Below are 25,658 nucleotides of genomic sequence, written 5' to 3'. Positions count from 1 at the left end.
TCGTTCAACGAGCTGCCCGTTCCGCCAGTCGTACGGCGGCATGCCGGACGATCGCGGCTTCCTCACTGTCGCGCGCGGCCTCGTGCGGGACCGCACCACCCAGCAGCCCGGCGGGCTGGGTGAGCCACGCCCACACCTGCCACGCATCCATCGTCGAGGCGAGCAGTGGCTCGAGCACCGGGCCGAGCTCGGCGCGCAGCTCACCGGCCGCATCGAGCTGGAACGCCGGGACCAGGGTGCCGCCGTCGTGCGGCACGACCAGCAGGGCGCGGCGCTCCGCTGCCTTGTGGACGTCGAACCGGGTCGCGTTCTCCGACGCGCCGCGGATCTCGGCGAGGCTCGCGTAGCTGTGCGACGCCGTGGCGAGCAGGGCCGTGCGGACCCGTGCCTGTCGCCGCAGCTGCACCAGCGCCAGCGGGACCGCGTGGGCCGGGTCGTCCCCGTCCTGGTGCAGCATCCGGTCCAGGGCCTGGATCTGGTCCGCGCTCATCGGCAACCCGGTCGCAGGATCGCGCCACCGGGCCACCCCGTCGGAGTCGCGCTCGAATGTCGGAAGCCCGGCCTCGCCCAGGTGCTGGGCGAGGTCGAGCTCCTCGAGCCACGCCGCCAGCTGCGCCCCGACCTCGGATGATCCCGAAGCGGTCGACCGGCAGGCGTTGGACTCGTCGTGCATGGATCCAGCCTCCCACCAGACCCCGGCGGATCGGACCAGGGGTCAGCTGGTGACCGGGGCGGGCTCGGCGCGCCCGACGATCAGCCGGTCGAGGGAAATCCGCCCGGCCCCGGTGCCGGCCAGGACGAGCGCGAGGAACCCGATCACGCCGACCAGTTCCCAGCCACCGGCCGAGGAGAGCACCTCGGTGCCGCGGTGGGCGTACCAGAACGCGCCGGCCATCTGGCCCACCACCAGCAGTCCGGCCAGGGGAGTCAGCAGTCCGGCGATGAGGAGGGCTCCACCGCCGATCTCGGCCACGAGCGCGTAGCCGGCGGCGACCTCCGGCAACGGGATCCCCATGGCCGCGAAGCCGTCGGCGGTGGGGCCGAAGCCGGACTCCTGCTTGTCGAGACCGTGGGTGAGCAGGACGATGCCGAGGCCCACACGGGCGACGAGCAGGACGATGTCGCGCAGTGGAGCGGGCGTGCTGAATCCGAGAAGGGCGTGCATGGTGCCTCCGAGTGGGCGTCGTTGATGAGCGGTCCAAGGTAGTTGAACCTTCATCCAATGCTGGCGCACGAACCTGTGGGGTTCCTGAAGGAATCCGGTGCACCTCCGGTCAGGTGGCGGCGCGATCAGCCGATGTCGTACGGGGACGGAGCACCACCAGGGCGACGACCAGCGCCCCGGCCATCATGGCCACGGGGAGCCAGAAGGCCGACTGCACGGCAGCGCTGACGTCCGGTGCGAGGGCGAGCCGTTCAGCGGTGGAGAGTCCTTGCAGTTCGCCGATCCCGTCGTCGCCCAACCGGGGAAGCCGCGTCGACAGCTGGCCGGCGAGGAGCACCGCGACGGCGGCCGTGGTGACCGAGGCGGCGAGCTGGTTGAGGACGTTGATCATCGTGCTGCCCGACGGGATGTCGTCGTCCGCCAGGTCGCGGGTCGCCAGGGTGATCGTCGGAAGCATGGTCGCTCCCGCCCCGGTCGTGCCGAGCATCAGGAACGGCACCAGGGACCAGTACGAAGTGTCGGCAGCCAGTTGCAGGGTGAAGCCGCCGTACCCGACCACCGCCATCGCGATCCCGGTCGAGATCACCCGCACGGGCGGCACCCGGTCGATCAGACGGCCGGAGACCTGGATCGAGATCCCGGCGACGATCGCCTGGGGAACCATCAGCAGTCCGGCCGTGGTGGCCGTCTCGCCGCGCGCGACCTGGAAGTAGAGCGGCACCAGGATGAGCGTCGAGAAGTAGCCGCCGGCGAAGAGGACGAGCAGCAGAGCTCCGCCGCCCGTGGCCCGCACCCCGAGCAGGCGCACCTTCAGCAGCGGTACGGCGGTGCCCAGGGCATGCCGCACGAACCCGGCGAGCAGCACCAGTCCCAGCCCGATCGGCAGCACCGACCTGAGGTCCGAGAGGCTGCCCTCGGACAGGGACGTCCCCACCACCAGCAGCGCCATCGCCGGAGCCAGCAGGAACAGGCCGGCCCGGTCGAGGGGCACGGTCGGGTCGCCCGGCACCGCAGGCAGGTTGCGCCGGCCCAGCCACAGCGCAACCAGTCCGACGGGCACGTTGACCAGGAAGATCCAGCGCCACGACAGGGTGTCCAGTACCCAGCCGCCGAGCGGCGGCCCGAGGACCGGCCCGACCAGGATGGGCAGCCCGAGCAGCGCCATCACCCGGCCGCGGTCACCGGCCGGCGCGGCACGCAGCGCGAGGGTCATCGCCGCCGGCATCACGAACCCGCCGCCGATGCCCTGGACCACCCGGAAGGCGATCAGGCTCGGTGCGTCCCAGGCCGTGGCGACCAGTGCCGATCCTGCGGTGAACAGGGCGATCGCCATCAGGAAGACCGATCGGGCGCCGTACCTCCGGATCGCCCAGGCGGCGGCAGGAATCACGCTGGCCAGTGCGAGCGTGTAGCCGGTGCTGACCCACTGGATCACCGGCAGCGACGCGCCCGTCTCCTGGGCGAGGGGTGCGAGCGCCACGGCCACGACGGTGACGTCGAGCGGGATCATCACCGTCCCGGCGATGACGGTGAGGGCGACGGTGGTGGCGCTGCGGGACGCGAGGGACGGGCTGGTGACGGCGGTCATGGACCTACCGTCCAACCTCAACTTTCGTTGAGGTCAAGTCCTCCGGACACACGAAAGCCCCCGCCAGAGTTGCGGGGGCTTCCGTGCTTGCGGCTAGTACGACGTCTGCGACTGCACGTTCAGCTCGCCGATCGACACACCCTGGGCCGGGGCGACGCGCGGGTCGTTCACCTTGAACACGTCGAAGCCCAGCTGGATGTCACTGGAGTAGATGTGGCCGTTGTACCAGTACGCCGACCACGAGCCGCCGAGGATCAGCCGCTCCTCCGAGAGGGGTCCACGGTCGTAGTACGCGATCTCCTTGGGGTGGGCCGAGTCGGTGAAGTCCCACACCGAGATGCCGCCCTGGTACCACGCCTGGACCATGATGTCGCGGCCCTTCACCGGCACCAGCGAGCCGTTGTGGGCCACACAGTTCTCCGTGTTGGCCTGGGTCCGCGGGATCTTGAAGTACGAGCGGAACTGCAGCTTGCCGCCGACGATGTCGTAGATGCCGTCGGCCCCCTTCACGTCACCGACGGTCGGGTTGCAGGTCGGGCCACCGCCGCCGCCGAGCTCGTCGGTGAAGACGACCTTGGTGCCGGCGTTGTTGAACGTGGCGGAGTGCCAGAACGCGAAGTTCTCCGTGTCGCGGACCTGCTCGGTCACCACCGGGTTCGCCCGGTCGGAGATGTCGAGCAGCACGCCGTCACCCATGCAGGCGCCGGCCGCGATGTCCTTGGCCGGGTACGCCGTCAGGTCGTGGCAGCCGGAGGTCTCGCGGGAGTACCCACCCGCGGGGTTGCCGCCCTCGGGGAACAGCACGGGCGTGCTCACGATCGCCGCGTCCTCCGGCGCATCCACCGGCACCTTCACCACGCTGATCTGGTCGTGCGGCGGCTGGCAGTCGGGGAAGTTCGCGTTCGGTGAGTACGACGACGCGTAGACGAACACGTCCTTGCCGTCCTCCGACGGCGCCAGCGTGTGGGTGTGGGACCCGCACGCGGTCTCGACCGCTGCGACGTACTGCGGCGAGGTCGGGTCACTGATGTCGAAGACCCGGATGCCCTCCCACGACTCCTTGATCGTCGCCGACTGGGGCACGTTGTCGCAGGTGTTGTTGCTGCGGCTCGAGTCCACACTGAGGACGAGCAGGTCGCCGTGGACCGAGATGTCGTTCTGCGACCCGGGGCAGAGCACCTGGGTCACGATCTTCGGCTTGTGCGGCTTGCGGATGTCGTAGACGGTCAGGCCGTCGTAGTTGCCCTGGAAGGCGTAGTTGCCCTGGAAGGCGAGGTCGGTCTCGAACGACGACTCGGCCGTGAACGCGCCGGACTTGGGGAGGTTGGCGAGCAACGAGATGTTGCGGCTCTTGTCGACCTCGCCGGGTGCGAGGACCGCGGCGCTGTCATCGAGCTGCGCGATGTCCTGGCCCGGCTGGCAGGCATCGTCGAAGTTGTCGCCGGCCCTTTCGGCGGCGCGCTCCTGGCCGGGTGGACATGCGTGCCCGCCCGGGTCGTCGTGGTTGCCGTCATGGGCGTCGGCGGGCAGGGTCACTGCCGTGATGCCGAGGGCCAGCACGCCCAGCGTGGTGACGCCGAGCCTGCGCAGGCGCAGGGGGACAGGGATCGCCATGTTCACTCCCGAGAAAAGTTGGCTGCGGATCCGAGCTTCGACCCTCGCCTATGGTGAGGGCTTCACGCAACCCCTTTGAGGAGCTTCTCGGTGTCTCGGTCTCGGTCCTGGTGGATGTCCTGGCGGACGTCGTTGTGCGCTGTCCTCGTCGCCCCCGTGGCGGCGCTCTCCCTCAGCGGCTGTCTGGAGAAGGAGAACGACGCGGAGCCGGGCGCCTCGTCGTCACCCCGGGTCGTGCAGCCCGGCGGACCGGGGGACGACGAGACCACCGTCGATCCCGGCCAGGTGGTGAAGCAGTCCGACGTCGCCCATGACGACATCGCCTTCATGCAGATGATGATTCCCCACCATGCGCAGGCACTGACCATGTCGAAGCTGGCCCGCACCCGGGCGGAGTCGCCCGCGGTGAAGTCCATCGCGCGCCGGATCCTGGCCGCGCAGCGCCCCGAGATCCTGACCATGGCCGCGTGGCTCGAGAACAAGGGCGTCGCCGTACCGTCGGCCAAGGACGACCCGGCCGACTTCGACCACGGCGAGCACGGCCACGACACGATGCACGGGATGCTCACCGACGCCCAGCTGAAGGCCCTGAGGAACGCGGACGGCGCGGAGTTCGACAGGCTCTTCCTCGAGGGCATGATCCAGCACCACGAAGGTGCGATCACGATGGCCGATGCCGTCGCGACCGGAGGCACCGACGTCCAGGTCACCGAGATCGCCAGCGAGATCGTGATCGGCCAGGGCGCCGAGATCGACCGGATGAAGGCCCTGCTCGCCGAGCTCTGATCGCCGCTGCCCGGGGCCCGGCTGACGCCGGATTCCGGGAACGGCATTGCGCCCGAGGTCGCTTCTCGGGTTAGCGTGGAGCACATGACTCGGGATCATGAACATGCTGGCGCCCACACAGCGGCGGGCCCGGGCACGCAGGCCCACCGCCCGCCGGCCGTCTACTCCATCCGGCAGCTCGTCGCCTACCAGCGGCTGATCGAGCGTCGTGAACGCGTCGATCCGGCCGTGGCCGTCGCGGAGTACGCCCGCGCGAATCCGGGCATCGACCTCGACGCCCGCAGCACCTTCGCGGAGTGGAAGCGCAGCAGTCCCCTCGACGACACCGCCGAACGGCCGGGCGGGTTCTTCAGCCAGCACCGTCGCTGAGCTGCCTGCCCGCTGAGTGCTCGTGCGCTGAGTGCCAGGTCGGATTTCCGCCAGCACCTGAACGGCGGCTCACCGAAGATCGTTGACATGACAACGATCACGAAGGACCACACCGTACGGGCCGGCACCATGGCGCTGGTCACGGGCGGCAACCGCGGCCTCGGCCTGGCCACAGCCCGCCTGCTCGGCAAGGCCGGCGCGACCGTCGTGCTGGCGGCACGCGACGACGTACGGTCGAAGGCTGCCGTGCTCGAGCTGCGCGCGGAGGGGATCTGGGCGAGCGCCGTGGCACTCGACGTCGAGGATCCGGGGAGCGTGCAGGAAGCCGCCGCTCGGGTCACCCGCGAGTTCGGCCGCCTGGACATCCTCGTCAACAACGCGGGGATCCTGCCGGAGGCGACCAGCCCCGATCAGGACCAGCCGCTCGATGTCGAGCTGTTCCGTCGTACCTTCCAGACCAACGTGCTCGGTGCGGTGGCTGTGACCCAGGCCTTCCTGCCTCTTCTGATGCGCTCCGACGCGGGCCGGATCGTCAACGTGTCGAGCACGATGGGCTCGCTCAACGACCAGCTCGACCCGGCGTCGCCGTACTTCGGCCTGGTGGTCCCCGCCTACCAGGCGTCGAAGGCGGCGCTGAACGCCGTGACGATCGCGCTGTCGAAGAAGCTCGCCGACTCGCCCCTCAAGGTCAACTCGGTCTGTCCCGGCTGGGTGCAGACCGACCTGGGCGGCCCCGAGAACCGCGCCGCAGCCCCGTCTCCCGCAGACGAGGCGGCCGTCGTCGTCGCCCGTGCCGCCCTGCTGGACGACGACGGACCGTCGGGGACCTTCTTCGATGCAGCAGGCCCGGTCGCCTGGTAGTGACCGGGTCGAGGATGACGGGCGGCCACCCCGGCGGCCCTAGTGTCGAGGCATGCATCGACTGGTGGCCGCCGCGGCGTGCGTCGTCCACATGCTCTTCGTTGCCTTCACCGTCCTCGGCGGCTTCCTCGCCTGGTTGATGCCGTGGGTCTTCCTGCCCCACCTCGCCGCTGCGGCCTGGGGAGGCCGGATGTCGATCTCGCGTGCGGCGTGCCCGCTGTCGCGGATCGAGGACTGGGGACGCGAGGGTGCGGGTCGGCAGCCGATGAGCGAGCGCGGCTTCATCGCCCATTACTTCGAGGGAAATGTGTACCCCGCGAAGATCGCCCGCCGGGTCGAGGTCCTGGTCGGGACGCTCGTCGTGGGCTCGTGGCTCGGCTTCGTCGTTCGCTGACCAGGCTCCCGGCGCTGCGCACCAGGGCCACACGTCACTCGCCGCCCACCGCCTCGTTGATCGCTCGTGGCCAGCAGCAGTGATCGCCCCGCCGGCAAGAGCCGACTGCTGAAGGCGCCGTTGGCGGACCTCAGCGGGCGTGACCCGGCCTTCATCCGGCGGATGCTGCCGCGGCTGTGGCTGGTGGCCAGTGTGTGGTTCCGGGCCGACGTCGACGGCTTCGAGAAGGTGCCCGACGAGCCGGTGCTGTTCGTCGGCAACCACAGTGGCGGGGCCGGCGTACCGGACACCTTCGTCTTCCTGCTCGCCTACAACACCTACATGACCGTCGAGGGCCGACCGCTGTTCTCGCTCGGCCACGAGATGGTGACCTCGCTGCCCGGGGTCGGCGGCTTCGCCCGCAAGTTCGGCGTGGTCACCGCCACCCCGCGGGCGGCGGCCGACGTGTTCGCGCAGGACGGTTCGGTGCTGGTCTATCCCGGCGGCGACGTCGAGGCACTGCGCCCGTGGCGCGACCGCCACAAGATCGTCTTCGACGGGCGCAAGGGCTTCCTCCGACTGGCGTACGAGAACGGGGTGAAGATCGTGCCGGTCGTGGCGACCGGCGGCCAGGACACCTTCTTCGTCCTGAACGACGGGCGGAAGACCGCGAAGCTGCTGCGCTTCGACAAGCTGCTGCGCGTCAAGACCCTGCCGATCTCGTTCAGCATCCCGTGGGGCTTCCTGCCGGGCGACCTGCCGCACATCCCGCTGCCGGCGAAGATCCGGATCCAGGTGCTCGACCCGATCGACCTGTCCGAGCGGTTCGGCGACGAGCCCGACTGGGACGAGGCGTACGACTACGTCACCAGCGTGATGCAGGCCGGCCTCTCGACCCTCGCCGCGAAGACCGTCCTGCCGGTGCTCGGGTGACGGCGTGAGTGCGACGGCCACCGTCACCGCCACCGTCGCTCGCCCGCGCGACCTGGTCTCGGCGATCGCCACCGACCCCCAGCGGGTGCTGCCGCTGATCAGCGGGTTCGGCCGGTTCCGGTTCCTCGGAGGACTCGAGGAGACCGGTCATGAGGAGTGGGAGGTCTTCCTCGACGTCGGCACCCTGCACATCGGCGGGGCCGTGGACGTCGACCGGACCGCCGACCACCACCTGGCGTGGACCGCCCGGCGCGGCACCCGCCACACCTTCGACCTGCTCGTCGAACCCGATGGCGCCGAGCGGTCCCTCGTCACGATGACGATGACGATCACCCTGTCGGGGCTGGTGATGTCACGGATCGCGGAGCAGTTCGCCCGCGGCATCATGCACCGGCACCTCGAGGCGGCCATCCAGCAGCTGCGGCACCACCTGGAGTGGGAGCAGGGCTGAGGGCTCTCAGGCCGAGGCTTCCCAGATGAATCCGTCGGGGTCCGTCGCGGTGAAGCCGCCGAGGACGAGACGGTGCGAGCCGGCGCCGTCCTCCGGCACGCCCACGTCCTTGGCCAGCGCACGCCGGCCGTAGAGGGCGAGCTTGACCGGGCCGGAGCCGGCCTCGAACTCCACGTACTTGCGGCCATAGCTCTTGGCGACCTTCAGGCCCTGCTCGACGTAGAACCGCTTGGTCGCGGCCACGTCGGACGCGCCGAGCAGGAGCACCAGGTCGTCGTACTTCTTCTCGGCGGGGGCGGTGTCCTTCTTGTTCGACGTGGCGACCTTCCAGATCGTCCCGTCGGGAGCCTGGACGACGCCGCCGTACCCCCAGAACGACTTGGTGGCCGGCTTGAGGACGCTCGCCCCGGCCGCGATCGCGGCATCGATGAAGGCGTTGACGTTGGCCGGCTGGGCGACGGTGAGGGAGAGCGAGAAGCCCCGGAAGCCGCTCGTGGTGTCGTCGGTGGCGCGGAAGTCGATCTGGGTGTCGAAGCCGAACGCTTCGGCGTAGAAGGCCCGGGCGGCGGCCGGGTCGGCCACCTCGAGGGTGAGGGCGGACAGTGTGGTCTGGGTGTCGTTGGTGAACATGTGGACGACGTTAGGCGCGGTCCGCCGGCCGTGCTTCTTGATTCCTGACCGACTGGAATCGCTCGCCGTCGGCGTAGGTTCTGGTCCCATGACGACAGGGCAGAAGCAGCCGACAGACACGATGCGCGCGGTGGTCCTCGACGAGGCACCGGCTCCGCCCGAGGGCCTCGTCATCCGTGAGCTCCCCGTGCCGGTGCCGGGCGTCGGTGAAGTCCTGATCCGCGTGCGCGCCTTCGGGCTCAACCGCTCCGAGCTGCACACCCGGATCGGCCTGGCCCACGGCGTCACCTTCCCGCGGGTCCTCGGGATCGAGGCGACGGGCGAGGTGGCCGCGTGCCCCGGTGGCGAGCTCCCTGTCGGGCAGCAGGTGGTCGCGATGATGGGCGGGATGGGCCGCACCTTCAACGGCGGCTACGCGGAGTGGGTCGTCGTACGGGTCGAGAACACGATCGCGGTCACCACCGGCCTCGACTGGGCCACTTTCGGTGCCGTGCCCGAGATGCTGCAGACCGCCTACGGCTCCCTCACCGTCGGCCTCGATGCGCAGCCCGGCGAGACCCTCCTGGTCCGCGGCGGTACGTCGTCGGTGGGCCAGGCCGCGACGATCCTGGCCAAGCAGCGCGGCATGACGGTGGTCTCCACGACGCGTTCGGCGGCCCGGGAGCAGGTGCTGCGGGACCTCGGCGCCGACCACGTCGTCATCGATGACGGCACGATCGCGCACAAGGTGCGGGCGCTGTTCCCCGACGGCGTCGATCGTGCCCTCGAACTGGTCGGGGCGCCGACCCTGCTCGACACCCTCGCCACCGTCCGCGTGCACGGCGTGGCCTGCATGACCGGAATGCTGTCGAACTCGTGGACGCTGCCGGACTTCTACCCGACGGGCGACCTGCCGCGCGGCGTGTGGCTGGGCGGCTATTCCGGCGGCGCGGGCGACCTGCCTGCCGACGTGCTCCAGGCCTGGTTGGACGACGCCGAGGCCGGTCGCGTGCAGGTGCCGATCGGCCACGTCTACGAGTTCGACGAGATCGTCCAGGCGCACCGCGACCTCGAGGACGGGACCTACGCGGGCAAGCTCGTCGTCGTCACCTGACTGGCACGTGCGGCTTCATCAAGGGATGCAGGCCAAGGTGCACTCCCCACGGTGGGCAACCACTGGGAAGTGCCAACTCGGCCACATACCTTGATGAACCCGCAGCGGCTCAGGGGCGCAGCAGGACCTTGCCCTTGCGGCCGGGCTCGCCGTTCGCGGCGGCAGCGGCCCGGACCTCGTCGAACGAGTAGACCGTGTCGACGGGCAGGGTCAGCTTGCCCTGCGCGATCCGCTCGATCAGCTCGCCGAACAGTGCGCGGCGCTGCTCGGCGGGCATGGTCTGGCTGACCGTGCTGCCCCAGAAGCCCTTCACCGTGGCCTGCTTGAAGATCAGGTCGCCGGAAGACAGCTCCATCGTGGGCGACTCCATCGCGCCGAACACGACGAGGGTCGCGTTCTCGGCGAGCAGGGACAGGACGTCGCCGCTGGCGGGTCCGCCGACGGAGTCGACGCCGGCCTTGATCGGCGCTCCGCCGGTGATCGCGCGGACCTGGTCGGCCCAGCCGTCGGCGTCGGTGGCGACGACGTTCGTGATGCCCTGGTCGGCGAGCTCCTCGACGCCCGCGGCGCGCCGGACGAGCCCGATGACGTTGATGCCGCGGGCGGCGCCGAGCTGGGCGACCATCCGGCCGACCGCTCCGTTGGCGGCGTTCTGGACGACCCAGTCACCCGGGGCGAGCTCCAGTGACTCGAGCAGGCTGATCGCGCTGAACGGCATCGAGACCAGCTGCGCGGCGACCTCGTCCGGAATCCCGTCGGCGACGGGGATCAGCCCGCCCGCCTTGGCGATGAACAGCTCCGACCACGCGCCGAACGTCCCTCCGCTCGCGACCCGCTGGCCGACCTGGAACCTGTCCACGCCCTCACCGACGGCGTCGATGACACCGACCGCTTCGGTGCCGGCGCGGGCCGGCAGCTCGGGCTTGAAGCCGTAGGAACCACGGATCGTCCAGAGGTCGTGGTTGTGGATCGCCGCCAGCAGGGTGCGCACGCGCACCTCGCCGGGACCCGGCTCGGGCACCTCCACGTCCTCGACGCCGAGGACTTCCGCAGGGTTGCCGAACTCGTGGTGGATGACAGCGCGCATGGGTCCATTGCAGCACGCGGGGAAAGCTCAGTCCGGCGCGTAGGACAGGCCGCCGGCAGCCATCGCGGCGGCCATCCGGTCGAGTGCGATCGGACCGACCCCGTGCAACGCGGCGAGATCGCGCCGGGTCCAGCCGCTGACGGCTTCGAGGGTGTGCAGGTCGACGGCCCGCAGGGCGCGGGTGGCGGGGGCGCCGATGGTGCGCGGGAGTGGCGTTCCGGTGCGCCGGGGTGCCCGTTCGCGCGGGCCGTCCTCGTGGTCCAGGACCGCCTCGCCGCGCGGTGACAGGCGGTAGCCGATCGCGAGCGACTCGGTCAGCCCCCGCTCCTTGAGCTTGCGTACGTCGACCTTGAACTCCGGCGTCGGACGCCCCATCTGCTCCGCGAGCTCGGGGGCGCGCACCTCGGGGTTCGCGTCGATCAGCCGGAGCGTCGCGCGGGTCCAGGGGCCGATCCGTGAGGCCGCGTCGAGGCGGTCGAGCCGGGCCAGGATGTCGACCAGCTCGTCGGCGGTCGGGACGGACTCGCGCAGGACCTCGCGCGGATCGGGGCCGGCGTAGCGGAGACCGATCCGGAAGACCTGGCCGTCCTTGCGGACGCTGAGTGCGTCCTTGAGGGCGGCGAGCGATGCCGCGCCGCAGCGGCGTGCGTCGTCCGCGCGCAGGGCCGAGAGGGCGACCGCTTCGACGCTGGTCACCTCGAGCAGGCCGACGGCCGTGCGCAGGTGGGTGCCGACCTTCACCCGGGCCCGGTCCCAGCGGCGGAAGGCCAGGTCGATGTCGCCCGCACGGATGGCGTCGAGCTCGCCCGGTCGAATCAGCACGATCGGAGCATAGGCACCGAACGGGTGGGACGGGAGGGGGCCCGGGTACGTTCCCGCCATGAAGCGCTGCGCATGCGGCCGTCCGGTCCAACAACCGTGGCGGCAGCGGGACACCCCGGTCAGCCCCGCCTCGTTCCTGGCGGGCCTGGTGCTGCTCGGGTTCGGGGTGGCGGCCGTCGTGGTCCCGGAGACACCGCACCTCGTGGGCTGGGGCGTGCTCGGAGTCCTCGCGCTGGCCGCCGTCGTGGGTGGGGCGACCTCCCTCGCCCGCGGCCACCTGCACCCGGGATGTGTCGTCGCCCGGAGCCTGTGGCTCGGTGTCGCGTGGCCGGGACTGCCGCTCCGCGTGGTGCTGAGCCTGCCGTTCTGATCCCGGACCGGACTTGACCGGCGACGCCAGATGGTGATTACATCGCCATATGGCGATGAATCAGGTGGAGACGGCCAGCGAGGTCGAGGCGCTCGTCGCGGCGGCCTGCCTGCTGCACGGCCTCAGTGACCCGAACCGGCTCGCGATCCTGCAGCACCTCGCCCTCGGCGAGCACCGCGTCATCGACCTCACCGACCACCTCGGCCTCGCCCAGTCGACGGTCTCCAAGCACCTGGCCCTGCTCCGCGACTGCGGCCTGGTCGTGTCGCGGCCGAGCGGCCGGGCCTCGATGTTCTCGCTCGCGCACCCCGCGGCGACCGCCGAGATCCTGCGCGCCACCGAGCGCCTGCTCGAGGCCACCGGCGAAGCGGTCGTGCTCAGCGCGAACTTCGGGCCCGCGGCCCTGCACGACGAGGAGTGGTGATGGGCGTCGGACACGGGCACGGCCACACTCCGGCTGCCACGGGCCATGCGGGCGCGCGCCACCGTTGGCGGTTGGCGCTGTCGTTCGGCCTGGTCGCGGCCTTCTTCGTCGTGGAGCTCGTCGTCGGCATCGCCACCGGTTCCCTCGCGCTGATCTCCGACGCCGGGCACATGGCGGCGGACGTGGTGGCCCTGGGTGCCGCACTCGTCGCAACGAAGATCGCGACCCGCGAGGACAGCACCGGTCGTCGTACCTATGGGTCCTACCGGGCCGAGGTCTTCGCCTCCGGCCTGGCCGTGCTGATGATGCTCGGCGTCTCCGTGTACGTCGTCATCGAAGCCGTCACGCGCATCGGCGAGGACCCCGACGTGGCCAGCGGCCCGTTGCTCGTCGTGGGCTTCCTCGGCCTCGTCGTCAACGTGATCGCCCTGTTCCTCCTGCGTGCCGGCGCGAAGGACTCCATCAACGTCAGGGGCGCGTACCTCGAAGTCGTCGCGGACACGGCCGGCAGCGTCGGCGTACTCATCGCCGGTGGATTGATCATCGCCACCGGGTCGAGTGTCTGGGACACCGTCGTCGCCTTCCTGATCGGCGGCTTCGTCGCCATCCGAGCGGTCATGCTGGGGCGCGAGGTGCTGGCGGTCCTGGGGCAGCACGTCCCGGCAGGACTGGAGATCGACGTCGTCACCTCCGCGCTCGCCGCGATCGACGGCGTGCGCGACGTCCACGACCTGCACGCCTGGACCCTGACCTCCGGCATGAACGTCGCCACCGCGCACCTCGTGCTCGACGACGGTGCCGACAGCGGCGGCGCGCTGCGCGCCGGGCAGGCACTGCTGCGCGACCAGTTCCAGATCGAGCACGCCACGCTGCAGATCGAGGGCCACCGCTCCACGGACTGCGACGCCGTCAGCTGGTGAGCCATCTAGTGTGACCGCATGACGCAGATAGATCTCGCCGCACCCGTCCTCGTCACCGGTGGAAGCGGCTATGTCGCCAGCTGGATCGTGCGCCAGCTGCTCGAGGACGGCCGCACCGTTCGCGCCACCGTGCGCAACCCGCAGAAGCCGAACGGTCTCGAGCACCTGCACGCGCTGGCCGACGCGCACCCCGGCCGGCTGACCCTCCACCAGGCCGACCTGCTCGACGAGGGCAGCTTCACGGCCGCGATGGACGGCGTCGAGCTGGTCATCCACACGGCGTCGCCGTTCCTGCTCGGCAAGGTGAAGGACCCGCAGGCACAGCTCGTCGACCCCGCCCTCGACGGCACCCGCAACGTGCTGGCGAGCGTCAACGCCACCGAGAGCGTCAAGCGGGTGGTCCTCACCAGCAGCGTGGTCGCCCTGCACGGCGACAACTGCGACATCGTCGGTCGGCCGGTCACCGAGGCCGACTGGAACACCACCAGCAGCCTGGAGCACCAGCCCTACCCGTACTCCAAGACCGTCGCCGAGAAGGACGCCTGGGCGATCGCCGAGGCCCAGGAGCGGTGGGACCTGGTCACCATCCACCCCGGCCTCGTGCTCGGCCCGGCGCTGACCACCTCGAGCGTCTCCGGCTCGATGGACACGATGAAGCACTTCACCGACTACTCCCTGACCCTCGGTGTCCCGAAGCTCTACCTCGGCGTGGTCGACGTACGCGATGTCGCGCGGGCGCACATCGCTGCTGGCTTCACCCCCGAGGCCAAGGGTCGCTACCTCACCAACGCGGACACGATCAGCATGCTCGGCATCGGCCGGATCCTGGCCGCGTCCTTCGGCAACAAGCTCACCTTCCCGCGGATGATCGCCCCCAAGCTGGCCGTCAAGGTGAGCGCCCCGTTCGCCGGCCTGACCCGTGAGTACGTCGAGAAGAACGTCGGCCACCCGCTGGCGTACGACAGCAGCCGCACCACCGCTGAGCTGGGCATCGACTTCCGCCCCGTCGCCGAGACGGTCACCGAGCACTACCAGCAGATGATCGACGACGGGCTCGCGAAGGCCTGACGCCGAGTTGGGGTTTGTCACCGTCGAGTTGTGACTTGGCGCCGGTACGGCGGTGACAAACCTCAAGTCGCGCGTGACAAACCCCAACTCGGCGGTGACAAACCCCAAGTCGCGGTCAGGCGTGGGCGAGCGAGAGCTTGAGGGCGAAGCCGAGGAAGATCGCGCCGACGGCTGAGGTGCCGACCGCGGACAGCGACTTGCGGCGCCGGAAGGCCTCGGCGAGGCGGGTGCCGCCGAAGATCAGCGCGGACAGGTACGCCACGCTCGCGATCTGGGCGAAGATCCCCAGCACCAGGAACGACAGGGCCGGGTGGGCGTAGGCCGGGTCGACGAACTGCACGAAGAAGGCGACGAAGAACAAGATCGCCTTCGGGTTGAGCAGGCTGATCACCAGGGCGCGGCGGTACGGACGCTCGTCGGGCGCCAGCGGCGGCGAGCCGTCGGCGACGGCCTGGACCGCGCGGTGCCGCGCGCGCCACATCAGGAAGGCGCCGCGCAGCATGGTGAAGGCGAGGTAGCCGAGGTAGCCGGCGCCGACCCACTTCACGATGGAGAAGGCCAGGTCGTTGGCCTGCAGCAGCGAGGCGACGCCGGCGGCCGACAGCGTCATCAGGACGGCGTCGCCCGTGAAGACGCCGGCGGCTGCGGAGTAGCCGTCGCGCACTCCACGGCGTGCTGCCACGGAGAGGACGTAGAGCGAGTTCGGTCCGGGCAGCAGGATGATCAGGATCAGTCCGACGAGGTACGTCGACAGGTCGGTGATGCCCAGCACGGGCCGATCCTCCCACGGGGTGGATCACCCGAACGATGAGTTTTCGAGGGCGCGCGGGTCTGGTTCGGCATGGGCATCGTGACCGCGGACATCACCACCACCGTCGACGGGTTCGGGGCGGCGGCCGACCAGAGCCTCGAGCACCCGTTCGGCAGCCTGGACCACCTGCGCCTGCATGCGTGGCAGATCGAGCACCGTGACGACAACGCGGACGAGGCTGCCGGCATCCTCGACGCCGGCGCCTTCATCATGGGGCGCAACATGTTCTCCCCGGGCCGCGGTGACTGGGACCTGGCCTGGCGGGGGTGGTGGGGCGAGGAGCCGCCGTACCGCGCACCGGTGTTCGTGCTGACCCATCACGAGCGCGAGCCGGTGGAGATGGCGGGTGGCACCACGTTCCACTTCGTGACGGGCGGGATCGAGGAGGCGCTGGACCGGGCGCGCGAGGCCGCCGGCGACGCCAACGTGGCGATCGCGGGTGGTGCCTCGACCGTCAACGCCTACCTCGCGGCCGGGTTGCTCGACGAGCTCCGCTGGCACGTCGCACCGCAGGTCTCGGGGCTCGCCGAGGGGTCACGCCTCTTCGCCGGTGTCCCGACGAGCGACCTCGTGCCGGTGGCCTCGCGCGTGACGCCGCACGTCACGCACCTGACCTACCGGCGCGGCTGAGACTCAGTCCTTCGGCGGGCAGAGGCAGAACGGGTGACCGTCGGGGTCGATCATCACCTGCCACGCACCACCGCCGGGCTGCTCGCCGGCCACGGTCGCGCCCAGTGAGATGGCGTGGTCGGCGGCCGCGGCCACGTCGGTGACGCGCAGGTCGATGTGGAACTGCTGGGGGTGCTCCTGGCCGGGCCACTGCGGGCGGGCGTAGTCGGCCACGGTCTGGAAGTTGAAGGCCGAGCCGAGGATCGACGCGGCGGCGTAGCCGTACTCCGGGTAGTCGCCGGTCACCTCGCCTCCGGTGAGGTCGGCGTAGAACTTCGCGAGGCGTGCGGCGTCGGACGAGTCGATGGTGAACGCGATCAGCTCGGTGATCGGGGTGGTGGAAGTGGTCATGGATCCAGCGTGCACCTCGCCACCGACATCGCCCTCCGGGGAGACCGGACTAATTACTACACACATGTAGCAATTGCGCCCGGATTCACCTACGGTGGATTCCATGACGACCTCGACCGAGACCGAGAAGAAGCCGATCACCGTCAAGGACCTGTTCATCGTGGCGATCTGGCTGGGCATTCCCTACGTGATCGTCGGCGTCCTGTGGGCGGACGCCCACCAGAAGCACCTCGACGGCCTCTACGGCCCGGACGCGTTCTTCTCCTACCTCGGGGAGATCGTCGCCTGGCCGCTGCTGATCTTCAGCGACATCACGCTCAAGTGACGCGTCGGGGCGCCGGCCCCAGCAGGGCGACGACCGCTTCGGTCAGTCGCTCGGCGGTGAAGCGTTCCGGATCCGCGATGACGAGCTGCCCGAACCGCTCGAGCACGGCGATGAGCGCGTGCGACAGCACTTCTGAGTCCGCCTTGCGTCCGAGGGCCCCGGCGACCAGCCGTTCGACGGCGAGCCGGACCTGCTCGCGGTCGGCCTCGACGCGCTCGCGCACCGCTTCCGGTGCGTGGGTGGCGCTCTGCAGGATCGCCCGCCAGGTCACCGGGTCGTCGAGCAGCATCTGGTGCAGGGGCGGCCCGGCCTGACGGATGAGGTCGGCCGGCTTGCCGTCCCCGAGGTCGTGGGGAAGGGCGCCGAACAGCTGCAGCAGGGCGCGTTGCTGCTGGCGCTCGAGCAGGGCCATCAGCAACGGGCCGAGGCTCTCGAAGGCGCCGTACACGACGGGTCGGGTGACGCCGGCCTCCTTCGCGATCGCGTCGATCGAGACCCCGTCGTACCCGTCGCGATCGATGATCCTCAAGGCGGCGTCGAGGAGCTGCTCGCGGCGTTCGGCCATCGGAACGCGGGCGGCGTACGGCCGTCTCTTCCGGGCCAGGTCGGACATGATCACACCTTAGGTGAGCGATAGGTCTTCCATTTACTACACAACTGTAGCATTCTGTCGGTATGGCACTTCGCAAGCAGCGCGAGATCACTCCCGCCGAGGACTACGGCTTCTTCGGCCCCGACTCGGTCGCCTGGAAGGTGTGGGGTTACCCCACCTCCCTGACCATCGGCTTCAGCCGGGCCGTCGTCGTCGAGGAGCTGGACCCGAACCTCGTCGCGTCCGTCGACCGGACCCAGGACATCTACAAGCGCCCCAAGACCCGCTACGACCGCACCATCCACTACTTCGCGCTGGTCGCCTTCGGCGACAGCCGCAGCACCAGCCGCGCCGCCGACGTCCTCGTCAAGGTGCACAGCAAGGCGATCGGCACCGAGCCGTACGGCGGCGGGAAGTACGACGCCAACGACCCCGACTCGCAGCTGTGGATCCTCGTCACGGGCTGGCACTCGGTCCTCAAGGCCTACGAGATGTACGGCCCCGGGAAGCTGTCGGAAGCCGACGAGCTCCGGTTCTGGGAGGAGTGCGCGATCGCTGCGGAGCTGCAGACCTGCAACCCCGACGACGTGCCCCGCGACCGCGCCGAGCTGCACGCCTACTACGAGCGGATGCACCCGCTGATGTCCGGCTCGCCGATCGCGCAGAAGGCGATGCACCACCTGATGGACATCGACCAGCTGGTCCAGGTGCCGCTGGTGCTGCGCCCGGCCCAGTGGGTCGTCAGCAAGTTCTTCACCGCCGGCGTGATCGCCACCCTGCCCGGCTGGATGCGCGAGATGGGCGACCTGCCCCAGCGGCGTGCTGTCGACATCGCGGTGCGCCCGATCCTGCGGGCCACCTTCATGGCGATCGCGCTGAGCAAGGGCCTGCAGCTGCGGGTCCTCGCACTGCTCTCGCCCAGCACCATCAAGGTCGTCACGCCGGTCTTCAGGGGCGTCGCGCCGGCCAACCCCGAGGTCCTCACGCCTGCCGAGGCCCGCGCCCGCTACGGCTTCGACAAGCCGGCCGAGGCGCACCTGGCGTGGCGGCAGAAGCAGCACGAGAAGGTGTTCGGCCTCGGCGAGGCGCCGAGCGATGCCGGCCTGCTCGAGTCGGAGCCGGTCCTGGGACGCCTTGCCTGAGAAGGTGGGCACAACGACGTACGACAAGGAGAAACCGTGGGACTGAATCCTGTTGCCGACATCCTCAAGCGGACCGACAAGACGCTCAAGGCGGCGGAGACCGCACTGAGCAATGTCGACCAGACGCTCGGGACCGTCGACGGCACCCTCACCGGAGTCGACGAGAAGCTCGCCACGGTCGACGCGACCCTCGCGGAGACCAAGGTGGTCCTGTCCGAGGTGCAGACGCTGCTCGGTGACCTGAACGACAAGCTGGTGCTGCTCGACGAGGTCCCCGACGTCAAGGCCAAGCTCGACAAGGTGCTGGCGGCCGTCGAGAAGGGCTGACAGGCTGGCGCGCATGCGCAGAGGCAAGGCCGAGCACGACCTGCACTGGCCGGCGAAGGGCCTGCGCGTCCTTCCCGATGCCGCGGACGTGTTCGTCGACGACCAGCAGTGGCTGGCCGCGCACGTGCATCCGCTCGTCTCGATCGACCTGGCGCGGGTGAACAAGCGATGGTCCGGCTGGATCCACCTGCTCAGTCCGATCGAGCCGGACGAGGTCACCATCGGTTGGCGCACCGCCGAGGTCGCGGCGGCCGCGGACCCGACCGGCATGCTCCGTGAGAACTGGATGCCGTTCCGGGTCGAAGGTGACCGGATGCGCTTCCTCGGCGACGAGCGCTACTTCGCTCTCTCCTACGACCGTGACGACGCCCCCATGGAGGGGCCCGCCTACGACAGACTCCGCGCCTTCGGTGAGGAGCAGGCGAGGTCGTACGACGCCACCCGGCGGTGGTTCGCCCGCAACGACACCCTGGTCCGGCTGGACCGGCGCGGCGTGGCCGCGTACGGCAACACCCGTCCGGTCCCGGTGCTGTGCCAGCTGGGTGGGGCTGCCGGCGCCGGCAACTGGGCCATGGACGACTTCCCGATCGAGCTCTCCCGCGACGAGTCCACCGCGACCCCGATGAGCCCGGCCGGCCGTCGGTTCCACTTCGTCGCCGAGGTGCCGGGCTGGCACTACCGCACGGCCGGCGCCGACGGGATCCTGTTGTTCTTCGAACCGGTCGAACGCCTGGCGCTGCTGACCTTCGACTACACCTGACCCGGACGAGCGCACGAAGGCTGGGTCAGGAGCGGATGATCCGCCGGTCGATCGCGGCCGCCACGGCGCCGGCCCGGGTGTCGACGCCGAGCTTGGTGTAGATGTGCGACAGGTGGGACTTGACGGTCGCCTCGGACACGAAGAGCTCGCGCGCCATCTCCTTGTTGCCGAGGCCGCGCGACAGCAGCTCGAGCACCTCGACCTCGCGCTCGGTGATGGTGGTGGCGCCCGGCGTCGTACGGCGGACCAGCGTGGCGGCGACGGACGGCGCGAGCACCGTGTCACCGCGGGCCGTCGCGCGGATCCCGGCGAACAGCTCCTCGGGCGGCGCGTCCTTGAGCAGGTAGCCGCGCGCCCCGGCGTCGAGCGCCCGCAGGATGTCGGACTCGGTGTCGTAGGTCGTCAGCACCAGCACCTCGGGCGGCGTCGCGAGCGCCCGCAACCGAGCAGTCACCTCGGCGCCGCTGGGCTGGCCGGCACCCAGGCTCAGGTCCATGAGTACGACGTCCGGCCGGTCCGCCGCGACCACGGCCAGCGCGCGGTCGAGTCCGTCGGCCTCACCGACCACGGACAGGTCGGCCTGTCCGTCGATGAGTGCCCGCAGCCCGGCGCGCACGACGGGGTGGTCGTCGACGAGCACGATCCGGATCACGGCGCCTCCTCCTTCGTGACCGGGAAGCGCACCGAGACAGTGGTGCCCTCGCCCGGAGCGCTCTCGACGTCGACCTGCCCGCCGAGGGACGCAGCGCGGTCGCGGATCCCCGTCAGCCCGCGCCCACGGGACCCGGCGGCCCGGACGTGGTCGGGTTCGAAGCCGCGGCCGTCGTCGCGCACGTCCAGCACGACCTCGTCCTGCTGGTAGGTCAGGGTGAGCGCCACGCGGCCGGCGTCGGCGTGCTCGCGCACGTTGGCCAGCGCGCCCCGGGCCGTGCGGACGAGGGCGGACGCGACGTCCGGCGCCACCACGACCGGCGTGCCGTGGACCCGTACCTCGGTGTCGATCGCGAGTGCAGCCTGGGCAGCGGTCCGGCGCAGTGCGTCGGGGAGGGCAGCGCCCGTGGAGTCGGCGGCGAGATCGGCGGGTGCGAGGTCGCGCACCACTCGTCGTACCTCGTCCAGGCCGTCGCGGGCGGTGGCCGCGGCCGTGTGGACGTGCTGGCGGGCGGACGCCGGCTGCGCGTCCCAGTCCTGTTCGGCGGCCTGGAGCAGCAGGTTGATGCTCGACAGTCCCTGGCCGACGGAGTCGTGGATCTCGCGCGACAGGCGGGTGCGCTCGGCAAGCGCGCCGGAGCGGTGCTGCTCCTCGGCGAGGTCGGCCTGTGCGTCGACCAGCTCGTCGAGCAGGTCCTGGCGGGCCTGCGTCTCGAGGTCGAGCGCGCGGTAGGCGAGGACGGTGAGGAGGGCGACGCCGATCGGGCCGGCGACCTGCACCGGGTCGGTGTCGTCGGTGATGCGCGACCACGCCGCGGTCAACAGCGCCGTCATCGCCACCACCGTTCCGACCGCCCAGGGGAACGGCAACACCCGGAGCACGGCGAACGCCACCGGCACCGCGCACCACGCGAAGGACGGGGCCACCGTGGTCAGGGCACCCCACAGCACCACCATCGCGACCACCCAGGCGGTCGGCCACCAGGAGCGCCCGGGGAGCAGCGCCCGGGTCGCGTACGCCAGGGCGAGCACCAGCGCACCCGCCAGCACGGCGACGCCGGTCGCGCCGAGGCCGTGCCGGTCGACGTACCGCACCGCACAGGTGACGAGCAGGACCACCAGGACCACGAGCAGCCAGCGGTCCAGTCCCGCGGCCGGGGCGAGGATGCCGTGCACGCCGGGGCGGCGGCGCTCCGTAGGCCCCGTGGATGTCGCGTTCATGGTCGATCCAGACTAGGGATCGCGGGCGCGGGCGGCATCATCCAATTGGCTATCGAGCGGTAGCCGCCCGCCCGACGTCCGGGACCCCGTTGCCGACGCAAGGTGGAGGCATGAAGCGAACCCACCTCGTCACCACCACGGTCATCAGCAGCCTGCTCACGCTCTCCGCCCTCGCCGTCGGCAGTACGACGACCGCGAGCGCCGACGCACCCGGCCGCCCGTCGTCGTACCAGCTCGAAGGCGACGCCGTCGGCCCGGCGAACCCCGCCGGATCGAAGTTCGAGGGCATCGGTGCCGACGAGCGCCGCGGCCTCTTCTACGTCAGCGAGGTCACCGGTGGCGAGATCCACCGCGGCTCGGCGACCTCGGCGCAGACCGGGGAGTGGATCGCCGGCCACGGCACCGACGGTCGCTACACGGCCCGCGGCATCACGGTCGACGCCGCCGGACGGGTCTACGTCGCCGGTGGCCCGAACGGCATCGGCACCGGTCGCCCCGACCTGTGGGTCTACTCCCCGCAGGGCGAGCTGCTGACCGCGCTCCGCGTGCCCGGCACCGCCGACGCGTTCCTCAACGACGTCGCGATCGGCCCCGACGGCGCGGCGTACTTCACCAACTCCAACGACCCGCAGGTCTTCCGGGTTGCCGCGGGTGCGAACGGCTGGGAGGCGACGCTGTGGGCGGACGCGACCGGCACCATCACCCGCTCGGCGGGCTTCAACCTCGGGGGCATCGTGCTCTCCGCGGACCGCAGCGGCTTCGTCGTTGCGCAGGGCAACGTGGGCCGGATGTGGCGCTTCGATGCCCGCACCGGCGAGGCCACCGCGATCGAGACCGACACCGACCTGGTCAACGCCGACGGCCTGGTCCGCCAGGGCAACCGGCTCACCGTGGTCCGCAACTTCAGCAGGATGATCGCGACCCTGCGGGTCTCGCCCGACGGCAGCCGCCTGGTCACCCTCGGCCAGGAGGCGTCCTCCGCGGACCGCGTGCTGACCACGGCGAAGACGTTGCGCGGCCGGGTCCTGTACGTCGACAGCAAGTTCGACGAGGCCGTCGCCTCCGGCCCGTACGACGTCGTCACCGACCCGACGCGATGAAGCGTTCCGTCCTGGCCGCCCTCCCGCTCGCGCTCGTCCTGGGCGCGTGCGGGGGTGGCGCCACGCCGGATGCCGGGGAGGTCGCCCCGCCCCCGCAGGTCGAGGAGGTCGCCCCGCGACCGTCTCGAGACCCCGAGCAGCAGGCCGCGCTGGACCAGCAGCTCCGCGACGCAGCCTGGGCGAACGACGTACCGGCCGCTCGTCGGCTGGTCCGGCAGGGCGCCGACGTCAACGCCAAGGACGGCACCGAGCAGTCGGCGTACCTCGTCGCGACGAGCGAGGGCCACCTCGAGCTGCTCCGGCTCACCCTCAGCAACGGCGCGAAGGCCGACGACAAGGACAGCTGGAACGGCACCGGCCTGATCCGGGCTGCCGAGCGCGGTCACGGGCTGGTGGTGGGGGAGCTGCTCCGGGCGGGCGTCGATCGCGACCACGTGAACCGGATCGGCTACCAGGCGATCCACGAGGCCGTGTGGCTCGGCGAGGACACGGCGTCGTACGCGACCACCGTGCGGGTGCTGGCCGCCGGCGGAGTGCGGCTCCAGGACCGTTCGACCACCGCGGGGCTGACCCCGCTGCAGATGGCCCGCGAGCGCGGGTTCGACCGACTGGAGAGGATCCTGACCACCGTGACCACTGCCCAGCCCCCGGCCGACGCGGACGCGGCCCTGCTCCGCGCTGCCGAGCGCGGCGATGCCGATGCGGTCGCCGTGGCCCTGCGTGCCGGAGCCGACATCGAGGCCCGCGACGGACACGAGCGCACCGCGCTCCTGCTCGCCAGCACCCACGACCGGGTCGCCGTCGCCGAGCTGCTCGTCGCGATGGGTGCCGACCCGGACGCCCTCGACGACCGGCACGACACCCCCTGGCTGGTCACCGGCGTGACCGGCAGCGTCGCCATGCTTGAGGCGCTGCTGCCCGCGCACCCGGACCTGACGATCCGCAACCGGTTCGGCGGCCTGTCCGTGATCCCGGCCAGCGAACGCGGCCACGCCGACTACGTGCGCCGCGTCGTCCAGACCGGCATCGACCTCGACCACGTCAACGACCTGGGCTGGACGGCCCTGCTGGAGGCGGTGATCCTCGGCGACGGGGGTCGTGACCACCAGGACGTCGTCCGCACCCTGCTCGCCGCCGGTGCCGACCGGACCATCGCCGATGCCGACGGGGTCAGCGCGTTGCAGCACGCCGAGCGTCGCGGGTACGACGAGATCGCGGCGCTGCTGCGGGACTGACCGTCCGGACGTTTGCCGACCTCGCGATCGGCGATGATGACGCCATGTGGGAGCAGTACCAACCGCCCGGCGAGGAGTCCGAGCAGCCGCCGGCGCAGCGCGCGACCCGGCGGCCGCCGATCGTCGCGAGCGGCATGCGGTCGCGCGGTGCCGGTGCGGTCGTGGGTGTCGTCGCAACGGCGGTGATCGCCGTTGGCAGCATCGCCATCGGGTCGTCGGACCCCGAGCCCGACTACTCCGGCTTCTACGACTGCGTCGCCGAGAAGAAGGCCGGCGAACCCGGGCTGGTGTCGCCTGCCGTGATCTGCGAGATCGGGAACGAGCGGCCGCCCGACTACTACGACGACTACGAGTACGACCCGTTCGAGGACATCGGTCGCTGACGTGGAGTTCACCTTCACCGGCCCGGTCATCGAGTGGCGCGGCCCGGCGCCGTACTTCTTCCTCGCGGTGCCCGTCGAGGACAGCGACGACATCAAGGAAGCGGCGCGGGGCCAGGAGTACTGGGGGCAGGTGGCCGTCGAGGTCCGCATCGGCGACACGGACTTCACCACGGCCCTGTTCCCGAAGGACGGCCGCTACCTCGTTCCCCTCAAGGCAGCCGTACGACGAACCGCGGGCATCGAGCTCGACGCCGAACTGACCGCTTCGCTGAGCCTGGCTTCGCGGCCCGGTTAGCCTCGGCGCATGCCTGTCACCCTCGCCCATCCGGCAGCGGTGCTGCCGTTGCGAGGACTCGGCCTTCCGCTTTCGGCGATGGTGATCGGCTCGATGGCGCCGGACCTGCCGGTGTTCTCGCAGTCGTGGGGGATCTACGAGTTCACGCACAGCCTGGTCGGTCTCGTCACCATCGACCTCGCGATCACCCTGCTCCTGCTGGGGTTCTGGGACCGCTGGGGTCGCGACGCCCTCGTCGACACCGCGCCGTCGTGGGTGCGGAACCGGATGCCCGGGCGGGTCCGGATCGGACGGACTGCCTGGCTGCTCGCGCCGCTGGGCGCGGTCCTGGGATCGGCCACCCATGTCCTGTGGGACGCCTTCACCCACGCGGGCCGATGGGGCGTGCAGGCGATTCCGTGGCTGCACGAGACGCACGCAGGGATGCACGGCTCGCAGTGGGCACAGTTCGCGAGCGGGATCCTGGGTCTGCTCGTCGTCGGGGCGGCGATCCTGGCCGTGGTGCAGGGTCCGGTGCTGCCCGATACCCCTCGGCCACGACGACTGCCGGGCGTCGTACTGCCGGCGGCGTTCGCGATCGCCAGCCTGGTCTCGGTCGGCACCTTCCTCGCGCGGCTCGGGACGGGCGCGCACCCCGCGGCCTTCTACGCCGCGGTGGCCGGGATCGTCGGCCTCGGCATCGCGGTCGGGACGGTCACCGTGGCCTGGGTGTGGGCGCAGCCCGTCAATCCGCCGGTCAGCGCCCCGGACGCTCCCGCAGTGCCACCGGCTCCCTCGAGTACGACGCCAGCGTCTCCCTGACCGCGTCGGAGAGCTGCCACGACGACTGGGCGGCCGGGTCCCAGAGCACGACCGTGCTCTCCGCGACGATCGCCGGCTCGTGATCGGGCGCGACGCGCAGCTCGCAGGAGAGCGCCAGCGAGGAACGCCCTACGTGACCGACCCACATCCGCACCAGGAACGGCTGGTAGGCGACGAACCGCATCTCGGCGTTGTAGTTGACCTGCTGCGAGCCCATCAGGTCGGTGATGCCGGCGGGCACGTCGCGGAACAGGCCGGGCAGGTCGGACCCCGGCAGCGGGGCGAAGCGGAAGAACAGCAGCCGCGCCTCGTCGAGCACCCGGAGCGCTTCGACGTTGTCGACGTGGCCGCCGAGGTTCACGTCGCGCAGCCGGGCCTGGATCTCGCACTCGAAGTAGTCACCCACGGTCACATTGTGGGGCCGGGGGCTTCGAGGCTCGG

At 70.9% G+C, this 25,658-nt stretch carries 34 protein-coding genes; 21 read left to right on the top strand and 13 right to left on the bottom strand.

The features are described from left to right. Positions 1 to 4: 4 nt before the first annotated feature. The 4 genes from ACOACQ_RS15515 to ACOACQ_RS15500 all read right to left on the bottom strand — a co-directional run bounded on the left by ACOACQ_RS15515 (position 5) and on the right by ACOACQ_RS15500 (position 4,367). Complete coding sequence (locus ACOACQ_RS15515; protein ID WP_420288704.1) at positions 5 to 673, bottom strand: hypothetical protein; 669 nt, start codon at positions 671 to 673, stop codon at positions 5 to 7. A 42-nt stretch (positions 674 to 715) separates the two neighbouring features. After that, positions 716 to 1,165, bottom strand: coding sequence for a DoxX family protein (locus ACOACQ_RS15510; protein WP_378595908.1), 450 nt, complete (start codon positions 1,163 to 1,165; stop codon positions 716 to 718). 109 nt (positions 1,166 to 1,274) lie between these two features. After that, a complete protein-coding gene (locus ACOACQ_RS15505; RefSeq protein WP_420288703.1) occupies positions 1,275 to 2,753 on the bottom strand; it encodes a DHA2 family efflux MFS transporter permease subunit in 1,479 nt (492 codons plus the stop codon). Between the two features lie 93 nt (positions 2,754 to 2,846). Further along, positions 2,847 to 4,367 (bottom strand): LVIVD repeat-containing protein, encoded by a 1,521-nt coding sequence (locus ACOACQ_RS15500; protein ID WP_378595911.1) that lies wholly within the window; start codon positions 4,365 to 4,367, stop codon positions 2,847 to 2,849. Positions 4,368 to 4,457: 90 nt separating this feature from the next. On the opposite strand from ACOACQ_RS15500, the gene ACOACQ_RS15495 reads away from it, so the two are divergent. The 6 genes from ACOACQ_RS15495 (at position 4,458) to ACOACQ_RS15470 (ending at position 8,140) form a co-directional block, all read left to right on the top strand. After that, positions 4,458 to 5,153 carry a DUF305 domain-containing protein gene (locus ACOACQ_RS15495; RefSeq protein WP_420288702.1) on the top strand — a complete coding sequence of 232 codons (696 nt, stop codon included), beginning with the start codon at positions 4,458 to 4,460 and terminating at the stop codon, positions 5,151 to 5,153. A gap of 84 nt (positions 5,154 to 5,237) precedes the next feature. Next, on the top strand, positions 5,238 to 5,522 hold the full coding sequence (locus ACOACQ_RS15490) for a hypothetical protein (RefSeq protein WP_378595913.1): 285 nt from the start codon (positions 5,238 to 5,240) through the stop codon (positions 5,520 to 5,522). An 87-nt stretch (positions 5,523 to 5,609) separates the two neighbouring features. Next, a complete protein-coding gene (locus ACOACQ_RS15485) occupies positions 5,610 to 6,383 on the top strand; it encodes an SDR family oxidoreductase (protein WP_378595914.1) in 774 nt (257 codons plus the stop codon). 52 nt (positions 6,384 to 6,435) lie between these two features. Further along, a complete protein-coding gene (locus tag ACOACQ_RS15480; RefSeq protein WP_378595915.1) occupies positions 6,436 to 6,777 on the top strand; it encodes a DUF2784 domain-containing protein in 342 nt (113 codons plus the stop codon). Positions 6,778 to 6,843: 66 nt separating this feature from the next. Continuing rightward, positions 6,844 to 7,689, top strand: a complete 846-nt coding sequence (locus ACOACQ_RS15475) for a lysophospholipid acyltransferase family protein (RefSeq protein ID WP_420288701.1) — start codon at positions 6,844 to 6,846, stop codon at positions 7,687 to 7,689. 4 nt (positions 7,690 to 7,693) lie between these two features. Continuing rightward, positions 7,694 to 8,140 (top strand): SRPBCC family protein, encoded by a 447-nt coding sequence (locus ACOACQ_RS15470; RefSeq protein WP_420288700.1) that lies wholly within the window; start codon positions 7,694 to 7,696, stop codon positions 8,138 to 8,140. A 6-nt stretch (positions 8,141 to 8,146) separates the two neighbouring features. Here the strand turns inward: ACOACQ_RS15470 and ACOACQ_RS15465 are convergent, their stop codons facing one another. Further along, positions 8,147 to 8,770 carry a glyoxalase gene (locus tag ACOACQ_RS15465; protein ID WP_420288699.1) on the bottom strand — a complete coding sequence of 208 codons (624 nt, stop codon included), beginning with the start codon at positions 8,768 to 8,770 and terminating at the stop codon, positions 8,147 to 8,149. A gap of 88 nt (positions 8,771 to 8,858) precedes the next feature. Here ACOACQ_RS15465 and ACOACQ_RS15460 point away from each other — a divergent pair, with 88 nt between their 5' ends. Further along, entirely contained in the window at positions 8,859 to 9,863 is a 1,005-nt protein-coding gene (locus ACOACQ_RS15460) for a zinc-binding dehydrogenase (RefSeq protein ID WP_378595919.1), read from the top strand. A gap of 109 nt (positions 9,864 to 9,972) precedes the next feature. Here the strand turns inward: ACOACQ_RS15460 and ACOACQ_RS15455 are convergent, their stop codons facing one another. Both ACOACQ_RS15455 and ACOACQ_RS15450 read right to left on the bottom strand, forming a co-directional pair. Beyond that, positions 9,973 to 10,950, bottom strand: coding sequence for a zinc-binding dehydrogenase (locus tag ACOACQ_RS15455; RefSeq protein WP_378595920.1), 978 nt, complete (start codon positions 10,948 to 10,950; stop codon positions 9,973 to 9,975). 27 nt (positions 10,951 to 10,977) lie between these two features. Continuing rightward, a complete protein-coding gene (locus tag ACOACQ_RS15450; protein ID WP_378595921.1) occupies positions 10,978 to 11,772 on the bottom strand; it encodes a hypothetical protein in 795 nt (264 codons plus the stop codon). Positions 11,773 to 11,830: 58 nt separating this feature from the next. Between ACOACQ_RS15450 and ACOACQ_RS15445 the strand changes: the two genes are divergently transcribed. Genes ACOACQ_RS15445 through ACOACQ_RS15430 form a run of 4 tightly spaced genes read left to right on the top strand, consistent with a single transcriptional unit; the run spans position 11,831 to position 14,554 of the window. Then, on the top strand, positions 11,831 to 12,142 hold the full coding sequence (locus ACOACQ_RS15445) for a hypothetical protein (protein WP_420288698.1): 312 nt from the start codon (positions 11,831 to 11,833) through the stop codon (positions 12,140 to 12,142). Positions 12,143 to 12,191: 49 nt separating this feature from the next. Then, positions 12,192 to 12,566 (top strand): ArsR/SmtB family transcription factor, encoded by a 375-nt coding sequence (locus tag ACOACQ_RS15440; protein ID WP_378595923.1) that lies wholly within the window; start codon positions 12,192 to 12,194, stop codon positions 12,564 to 12,566. Then, the gene (locus ACOACQ_RS15435; protein WP_378595924.1) at positions 12,566 to 13,486 is read left to right on the top strand and encodes a cation diffusion facilitator family transporter; all 921 of its coding nucleotides are present in this window, start codon (positions 12,566 to 12,568) and stop codon (positions 13,484 to 13,486) included. The genes ACOACQ_RS15440 and ACOACQ_RS15435 overlap by 1 nt, the downstream gene beginning before the upstream one ends. 18 nt (positions 13,487 to 13,504) lie before the next feature. After that, entirely contained in the window at positions 13,505 to 14,554 is a 1,050-nt protein-coding gene (locus ACOACQ_RS15430; RefSeq protein ID WP_378595925.1) for an NAD-dependent epimerase/dehydratase family protein, read from the top strand. Between the two features lie 115 nt (positions 14,555 to 14,669). On the opposite strand, the gene leuE is transcribed toward ACOACQ_RS15430, so the two are convergent. Beyond that, a complete protein-coding gene (leuE, locus tag ACOACQ_RS15425; RefSeq protein ID WP_378602912.1) occupies positions 14,670 to 15,326 on the bottom strand; it encodes a leucine efflux protein LeuE in 657 nt (218 codons plus the stop codon). Positions 15,327 to 15,395: 69 nt separating this feature from the next. Between leuE and ACOACQ_RS15420 the strand changes: the two genes are divergently transcribed. Next, complete coding sequence (locus ACOACQ_RS15420) at positions 15,396 to 15,995, top strand: dihydrofolate reductase family protein (RefSeq protein ID WP_420288697.1); 600 nt, start codon at positions 15,396 to 15,398, stop codon at positions 15,993 to 15,995. Between the two features lie 3 nt (positions 15,996 to 15,998). Here the strand turns inward: ACOACQ_RS15420 and ACOACQ_RS15415 are convergent, their stop codons facing one another. Next, positions 15,999 to 16,385, bottom strand: coding sequence for a VOC family protein (locus tag ACOACQ_RS15415; protein ID WP_420288696.1), 387 nt, complete (start codon positions 16,383 to 16,385; stop codon positions 15,999 to 16,001). Positions 16,386 to 16,488: 103 nt separating this feature from the next. On the opposite strand from ACOACQ_RS15415, the gene ACOACQ_RS15410 reads away from it, so the two are divergent. Further along, positions 16,489 to 16,710, top strand: a complete 222-nt coding sequence (locus ACOACQ_RS15410; RefSeq protein ID WP_378599170.1) for a hypothetical protein — start codon at positions 16,489 to 16,491, stop codon at positions 16,708 to 16,710. Here the strand turns inward: ACOACQ_RS15410 and ACOACQ_RS15405 are convergent. After that, complete coding sequence (locus ACOACQ_RS15405; protein ID WP_378599173.1) at positions 16,703 to 17,323, bottom strand: TetR/AcrR family transcriptional regulator; 621 nt, start codon at positions 17,321 to 17,323, stop codon at positions 16,703 to 16,705. The two genes, ACOACQ_RS15410 and ACOACQ_RS15405, sit on opposite strands and share 8 nt — an antisense overlap. 62 nt (positions 17,324 to 17,385) lie before the next feature. Between ACOACQ_RS15405 and ACOACQ_RS15400 the strand changes: the two genes are divergently transcribed. Genes ACOACQ_RS15400 through ACOACQ_RS15390 form a run of 3 tightly spaced genes read left to right on the top strand, consistent with a single transcriptional unit; the run spans position 17,386 to position 19,531 of the window. Then, the gene (locus tag ACOACQ_RS15400; RefSeq protein ID WP_420288695.1) at positions 17,386 to 18,444 is read left to right on the top strand and encodes an oxygenase MpaB family protein; all 1,059 of its coding nucleotides are present in this window, start codon (positions 17,386 to 17,388) and stop codon (positions 18,442 to 18,444) included. A gap of 36 nt (positions 18,445 to 18,480) precedes the next feature. After that, positions 18,481 to 18,771 carry a hypothetical protein gene (locus ACOACQ_RS15395; protein ID WP_420288694.1) on the top strand — a complete coding sequence of 97 codons (291 nt, stop codon included), beginning with the start codon at positions 18,481 to 18,483 and terminating at the stop codon, positions 18,769 to 18,771. Positions 18,772 to 18,784: 13 nt separating this feature from the next. After that, complete coding sequence (locus tag ACOACQ_RS15390; protein WP_378599181.1) at positions 18,785 to 19,531, top strand: hypothetical protein; 747 nt, start codon at positions 18,785 to 18,787, stop codon at positions 19,529 to 19,531. 25 nt (positions 19,532 to 19,556) lie between these two features. Here ACOACQ_RS15390 and ACOACQ_RS15385 read toward each other — a convergent pair whose 3' ends face one another. Beyond that, a complete protein-coding gene (locus ACOACQ_RS15385; protein WP_378599184.1) occupies positions 19,557 to 20,183 on the bottom strand; it encodes a response regulator in 627 nt (208 codons plus the stop codon). After that, a complete protein-coding gene (locus tag ACOACQ_RS15380) occupies positions 20,180 to 21,403 on the bottom strand; it encodes a sensor histidine kinase (RefSeq protein ID WP_420288693.1) in 1,224 nt (407 codons plus the stop codon). The genes ACOACQ_RS15385 and ACOACQ_RS15380 overlap by 4 nt, the downstream gene beginning before the upstream one ends. Before the next feature lie 110 nt (positions 21,404 to 21,513). Here ACOACQ_RS15380 and ACOACQ_RS15375 point away from each other — a divergent pair, with 110 nt between their 5' ends. The 5 genes from ACOACQ_RS15375 to ACOACQ_RS15355 are packed head-to-tail and all read left to right on the top strand — an operon-like array spanning position 21,514 to position 25,217. Next, on the top strand, positions 21,514 to 22,503 hold the full coding sequence (locus ACOACQ_RS15375; RefSeq protein ID WP_378599193.1) for an SMP-30/gluconolactonase/LRE family protein: 990 nt from the start codon (positions 21,514 to 21,516) through the stop codon (positions 22,501 to 22,503). Further along, entirely contained in the window at positions 22,500 to 23,738 is a 1,239-nt protein-coding gene (locus ACOACQ_RS15370; protein ID WP_420288692.1) for an ankyrin repeat domain-containing protein, read from the top strand. Before ACOACQ_RS15375 ends, ACOACQ_RS15370 begins: the two co-directional genes overlap by 4 nt. 44 nt (positions 23,739 to 23,782) lie before the next feature. Further along, positions 23,783 to 24,121 (top strand): hypothetical protein, encoded by a 339-nt coding sequence (locus tag ACOACQ_RS15365; RefSeq protein WP_420288691.1) that lies wholly within the window; start codon positions 23,783 to 23,785, stop codon positions 24,119 to 24,121. 1 nt (position 24,122) lies between these two features. After that, on the top strand, positions 24,123 to 24,416 hold the full coding sequence (locus ACOACQ_RS15360) for a DUF1905 domain-containing protein (RefSeq protein WP_378599202.1): 294 nt from the start codon (positions 24,123 to 24,125) through the stop codon (positions 24,414 to 24,416). Positions 24,417 to 24,425: 9 nt separating this feature from the next. Beyond that, positions 24,426 to 25,217 (top strand): DUF4184 family protein, encoded by a 792-nt coding sequence (locus tag ACOACQ_RS15355; protein WP_420288690.1) that lies wholly within the window; start codon positions 24,426 to 24,428, stop codon positions 25,215 to 25,217. Here the strand turns inward: ACOACQ_RS15355 and ACOACQ_RS15350 are convergent. Beyond that, complete coding sequence (locus ACOACQ_RS15350; protein ID WP_420288689.1) at positions 25,153 to 25,623, bottom strand: acyl-CoA thioesterase; 471 nt, start codon at positions 25,621 to 25,623, stop codon at positions 25,153 to 25,155. The genes ACOACQ_RS15355 and ACOACQ_RS15350 overlap by 65 nt on opposite strands. Positions 25,624 to 25,658 lie beyond the last annotated feature (35 nt).

The sequence above is a fragment of the Nocardioides sp. CPCC 206347 genome (genome assembly GCF_048654605.1).
GTDB lineage: Bacteria > Actinomycetota > Actinomycetes > Propionibacteriales > Nocardioidaceae > Nocardioides.
Note: the sequence above shows the minus strand (reverse complement) of the source record. Positions and strands in the feature narration are given on the sequence as shown.